The following is a 4,789-nucleotide window of genomic DNA, read 5'->3' as shown; positions in this document are numbered from 1 at the left end:
TTGTTGGGCATCCTGTTCCAGTTTTCCCTGCGCATCTCGCGCTTCAGCGACCAGATCAAGGTGCTGGCCCAGGAGATCGCCCTCCTGCGCCATGAGCTGGAGACCATCCGACAGGGCACATCCGATGAGGTGAAGCATGTGGAGCAAGGGTGACTGGCGAAAACTCGCCGGCGAATGGCTGGTGCCGGCGGTCATTGCCGTCGCGGCGCTGGTCCTGCGCGCCGCCCTGGCCAGCCCAGCGCGCGTGGTCTGGGGCGACGAGCCGTTCTACCTGTGGGACGGCTACCACCTGGCCACCGGCCGCGGCTACACCTTTTTCGGCGGCCGGCCCGACGTCTATCTGACGCCGCTGTATCCGTTGGTCATCGCCGGCCTGTACCTCGTCCTGCGCAATCTGGAGCTGGCCAGCCGGCTCTGTTACATCCTGTTCGGCGCCGCGCTGGTCCTGCCCATCTACGCGCTGGCGCGGGAGATGTACGGCCGGCGGACGGCCATCATCGCGGCGCTCCTGCTGGCGGTATATCCGGCGCTGACGGCGGCGGAACTGTACTGGGGCACCATGACGGAGCCGCTCTATTTCCTGGCGGCGTACGCCGGCCTGTACGCCGCGCTGCGCGCCCTGCGGGATGGGGGATGGGGCGCGCACCTGGCCGCCGGCGCCCTCTTTGCCATGGCCTATCTGACGCGGGGCGAGGGCATCGCCTATATCGCCGCGGTCGGGGGGATGCTGGTGCTGATCCGGCTGTGCGAGCGCCGGCTGTGGACGCGCGATGTCTGGCCGCGCCTGCTGGCCATGTTCGGCATCTTCCTGGCGCTGGCCTTCCCGTACTGGCTGTACCTGCGCCTGCAGACCGGCCGCTGGATGATCAGCGGGCAGGCCGGCATGACCTACATCACCTGCATCAGCCTGGCCTATGGGGATGTGGCCGGCTTTGACCAGGCCACCTGGGGGCTGGACCCGGCCAGCGGCGAGGTCTATTTCTTCTCGCCGACGATGGTCTCCTTTAGCATGCTGGAGCATATCCGTTCCGACCCCATGGCATTTGCCCGTCTGGTGTATCACAACGCTCGCGATTTCCTGGCCACCCTGTTCTCCTGGCGCATGTTCCCCATCTGGCTGGTGCCCCTGCTGACCCTGGGGCTGTTCGGAGCCACGTGGGACAAGCGCCGGGCGAAAGGGGAGCTGTTGCTGGCGGCTTCCTGGGCGCCGGCGCTGGGCTTCATCTTCTTCTTCGTGCAGGAACGTTATATCGGATCCGTCCTGCCCCTGCTCATCCTCTGGACGGCGCACGGTGTGGAGCGCTGGAGCGCCTGGGCGGGGGAGACGCTGGCCGGCTGGTGGCCTCGCGGGCCGGCGCAGAGGGTGTGGCACACGGCGCTGTCCGTTGTGCTCACACTCCTGCTGGCGGTGGTATCGCTCTGGATCACCCCGCGCGTGGCGGCCACCACCAGCCTGGGGTCCTTCCGGCCGGCGCACCGCGCCGCCGGCCTGTGGCTGGCCGAACATATCCAACCCGGGGATACGGTCATGTCGCGCTATCCGGCGGTCGCCTTCCACGCCGGCGCGGAATGGGTCCCCACCCCTAATGCCCCCATCCCGGATGTCCTGGCCTATGCCTATGCCCATGGGGCCGATTACTTCGTGCTGGATGAGCGGGAGACGCGGCAACTGCGCCCGCAGTTGGCGCCGCTGTTAGAGGTGCAGGAGATGCCGGGACTGCGCCGGCTGGCAGAACTCAAGGATGCGGATGCCCGCATCGTCATCTTTCGTCTGGAAAAGTGAGCCATATGGAGGATATTGTCATTCATAACGCCATAGGGGTGTGCAGCGCGGAGGAGGACACGCGCATCCTGGCACGGGTGTGTGCGGAGGAGGCGCCGGCCGGCGGCCGGGCGCTGGATGTCGGCACGGGGACCGGCTATGTGGCCATCTATCTGGCGAAGCGCGGGTTGGAGGTGGAGGCCACTGATGTCAGCGAGCGGGCTTTACAAGTAGCCGGCGCCAATATCCAGCGCAACCAGGTGCCGGTGCGCCTGTACCGCTCCGATCTGTTCCAGGCGGTGCGGGGAGACTTTGACGTCATCGCCTTCAATCCGCCCATGAACCCGCGCGAGACGGAGCTGACCCGCTGGTTCACCAGTTTCCTGCGCCGGCACCGCCGCATCGCCGACCTGTTGATGCGGGTCTTCGACCGCTGGCTTCAGGGTTCCAGGATGGGCTTTCTGATAGGCTTCATGGAGCAAGCGCAAGGACATCTGCGGCCGGGCGGCTGTGTGGTGCTGGAGGCCACGCGCGCCGAGCTGGATGCCCTGGAGAAGGGGCTTTCGTCCTGGCGGATCTGCCGGCGCGTGGATATCCCCAGCCTGCCGGCCGAACAGATCGCGGTTTTCCGGCCATCCGGGGAGCGGAACGTATGAGGGGGCGGCCGGCGGGACGCGGGCAACATTGGATCAGCATTATATTGCTGGCGATCATCCTAGCGGCGGCCGGGTATGTGCGGCTGTGGGAGCTGACGCCGCCGGCTGTGGGCGTGCTGTACGCGCCTGACACCGACGAGGGTGCCTATGCCTTCAGCGCCCAATTGTTCCTGCAGGGCCAACTGCCCTACCGCGATTTCTTCGCCACCCTGCCGCCCGGCGGATTATACCTGATGGCGGCGGTGCTGGGACTGCTGTACCGGCCGTGGGGCAGTCTGGAGGGATTTATGGCCCTGCGCTATGCCACAGTGGCCTATGGACTGCTGACGATCCTGGTGGTCTACGCCATCGGCCGGCGGCTGGGGGGCCGGCCCGCCGGCCTGCTGGCGGCGGCGGTGCTGGCCATGGACGGCATCGTCATCGGGCAGGACCGCCGCGCCATGCTGGAGACGCCGATGAACCTCTTCTCGGCGCTGGCGGTATGGGCCTATCTGGAAGCGGCCCTCCGCGAGAAGGCCGGCCGGCGCTGGCCGGTACTGGCCGGCGCCGCCAGTGCCGCGGCCGTGATGATCAAGAGCCCGGGCGCCATCGTGCCCATTTTGCTGGTCGTCATGAGCGTTATCCGCCGGCGCTGGGCAGACCTGCCGCCGCTGGTGGGAGCGGGCACTGCCGCCGGCCTGCTCCTGGCCGGCCCCTTCCTGGTGCTCTGCCCGGAGCAGTTCCTGAAGCAGGTGTATGTCTTTCAAATGGTGCGGCCGCCGGACGGGGTGATCGCGGTGTCCGCGCGCCTGCACGAGATCTGGGGCTATCCCTATTCCTGGCTGACCCTGCGGCTGTGGGGGCTGGGACTGCCCCTCGCGCTGTGGGCGAGCTGGCGCCGGCGGGAGCTTGCCGGCTGGCTGGTGGTTGTCCTGTGGGCCGGCGGGGTGATGGCCCTCATCATCGCCAGCCGCTCGTATTGGGGCACCTAGTACCCGCAGTTGGCCATCCCGCTGGCACTGCTGGCCGGCGGAACGCTGGCCGGCGTGGGGGAAAGACTGCGGGAGCGCGAGACGCGCCTGCTGGCGGCCGTCGGACCGCTGGCCCTGGCGCTGTTCACGGGTTGGGGCATCTTTTTCGGCCATTTTGCCGTACAGTTCGATGCCACCCGTATCTGGCTGAGGTTCCATAAGCCGGCCTTCGCCGAGGCGGCGCGCTTTTTGGAGGACCATGCCGCGCCCGACGATGCGGTGTTGGCGACCGACCCACTGTACGGCATGCTGGCGTCGCGGCCCCTGGCCAGGGCCGCCGGCGCGCCCTATCTGGCGGACAGCTACGGCGGCATGCTGTATCAGAACATGGGCCTGGCGGATATGGGATGGAGGGATATCCTGGAACTGCGGCGCCGGCTGGCGAAAGACCCGCACGGCAACGGGGACCTGACCACTTCCATCTTTCACCTGCGGCCGGCGCAGGAGGATGTGCTGAGTGCCTTCGCTGAAGCGCGCTTCGTGGTGATTGACCGGCGGGCGGGGCGGCAGTGGGCGCCGGCCACCCTGGCGTACATCCGGGCCCATGCCGCTCCCCTGTGGACGATGGACGACGTGACGTTGTATCAGCGAACCGATTCGGTAGCGACAGGAGGGTGATGGACAATGCCGGTGGTGGGGCCGAACGGCGAGAAGCTCAAAGTGGTGGTGGTGATGCCGGCGTACAACGCCGCCAAAACGCTGGAAAAGACCTATAACGACATCCCCCATGAGGTGGTGGACCAGATCATCCTGGTGGACGACGTGAGCCAAGATGAGACGGTGGAGATCGCCCGCCAGTTGGGGCTGGATGTGGTCATTCACCTCCAGAACAAGGGCTACGGGGGCAACCAGAAGACCTGTTACATCGAGGCCCTGCGCAGTGGGGCGGACATCGTGGTGATGCTGCACCCCGATTACCAGTATGACTCGCGCCTGATACCGCAGATGATCGCGCCCATCGTCGCCGGCCAGGCGGACCTGGTGCTCGGCTCGCGCATGCTGGGCGGCGGGGCGCTGGCCGGCGGTATGCCCATCTGGAAATATATCGCCAACAAGGCCCTCACCTTTATCGAGAACCTGGCCTTCGGCAAACGGCTCTCGGAGTACCATACTGGTTTCCGGGCGTACAACCGCAAACTGCTGGAGACCCTGCCCTTCCTGCTGAACAAGGACAGTTTTGTCTTCGACACGGAGGTGTTGGCCGAGGCTATCTTCGCCGGCATGACTATCGCCGAGATCCCGGTGCCCACCCGCTATTTCGAAGAGGCCTCCTCGGTCAATTTCAAGACCAGCGTGATCTACGGGCTGGAGACCCTGTGGGTGGTGGCCAAGTACCTGCTCAACCGCTGGGGCATCCTGCG

General features: G+C 66.7%; 6 protein-coding genes. All 6 read left to right on the top strand.

Annotation, left to right across the window (positions count from 1 at the left end; translation table 11 throughout):
- The coding region (locus H5T60_11630; GenBank protein MBC7243083.1) for a DUF2304 domain-containing protein at positions 1 to 153 on the top strand (153 nt) is incomplete at its 5' end.
- On the top strand, positions 137 to 1,783 hold the full coding sequence (locus tag H5T60_11625; GenBank protein MBC7243082.1) for a glycosyltransferase family 39 protein: 1,647 nt from the start codon (positions 137 to 139) through the stop codon (positions 1,781 to 1,783). The genes H5T60_11630 and H5T60_11625, both read left to right, overlap by 17 nt.
- 38 nt (positions 1,784 to 1,821) lie before the next feature.
- On the top strand, positions 1,822 to 2,418 hold the full coding sequence (locus H5T60_11620) for a methyltransferase (GenBank protein MBC7243081.1): 597 nt from the start codon (positions 1,822 to 1,824) through the stop codon (positions 2,416 to 2,418).
- A gap of 44 nt (positions 2,419 to 2,462) precedes the next feature.
- A complete protein-coding gene (locus H5T60_11615; protein ID MBC7243080.1) occupies positions 2,463 to 3,389 on the top strand; it encodes a glycosyltransferase family 39 protein in 927 nt (308 codons plus the stop codon).
- Positions 3,390 to 3,398: 9 nt separating this feature from the next.
- Complete coding sequence (locus tag H5T60_11610) at positions 3,399 to 4,046, top strand: hypothetical protein (GenBank protein ID MBC7243079.1); 648 nt, start codon at positions 3,399 to 3,401, stop codon at positions 4,044 to 4,046.
- A gap of 6 nt (positions 4,047 to 4,052) precedes the next feature.
- Positions 4,053 to 4,789: glycosyltransferase family 2 protein (locus H5T60_11605; protein ID MBC7243078.1), on the top strand; the 737-nt coding region annotated here is incomplete at its 3' end.

Source organism: Anaerolineae bacterium, assembly GCA_014360855.1.
Lineage (GTDB): Bacteria > Chloroflexota > Anaerolineae > JACIWP01 > JACIWP01 > JACIWP01.
Note: the sequence above shows the minus strand (reverse complement) of the source record. Positions and strands in the feature narration are given on the sequence as shown.

Bases quoted from the DNA above. Each gene is read 5' to 3' on its own strand.
- H5T60_11625 (MBC7243082.1), top strand. From the start codon at position 137: ATGTGGAGCAAGGGTGACTGGCGAAAACTCGCCGGCGAATGGCTGGTG.